Origin of the sequence: Bacillus sp. SIMBA_026, from assembly GCF_046535335.1 — a bacterium.
GTDB lineage: Bacteria > Bacillota > Bacilli > Bacillales > Bacillaceae > Bacillus > Bacillus velezensis.
The window spans coordinates 1-234 of sequence record NZ_JAWRWX010000497.1 but is presented as its reverse complement, the minus strand read 5'-3'; the positions used below and the strand labels follow the sequence as shown (position 1 = coordinate 234).

Here is a 234-nt window from a genome sequence, read left to right as displayed (position 1 = left end):
CGCTTCAACGGGGTGCAGGAGATGGCGCTGGTGGCCGGCTTCAGCGCCGCCGTCGCACTGCTTGTGGGCATCATCCGTTGGCCGGACCGGATCGTCGCCCCCTTGGGCGTGGTGATGGCCGGACTCATGGCTCCCTTGGCCGGTTTGGTTTTCTCGGACATCGCTGTGCTGCCGGCGGCCCTGGTGGGCGTGGTGGTGGCAGCGGTCCTGGTGTGCTTCCGGCGGATGACCACC

Annotated in this window: 1 protein-coding gene; it reads left to right on the top strand. The window is 68.8% G+C overall.

Annotated elements, in window-relative coordinates; genetic code table 11:
- Window positions 1-21: 21 nt before the first annotated feature.
- A partial coding sequence (locus SB847_RS22305; protein ID WP_410578954.1) for a hypothetical protein occupies window positions 22-234 on the top strand: 213 nt, incomplete at its 3' end.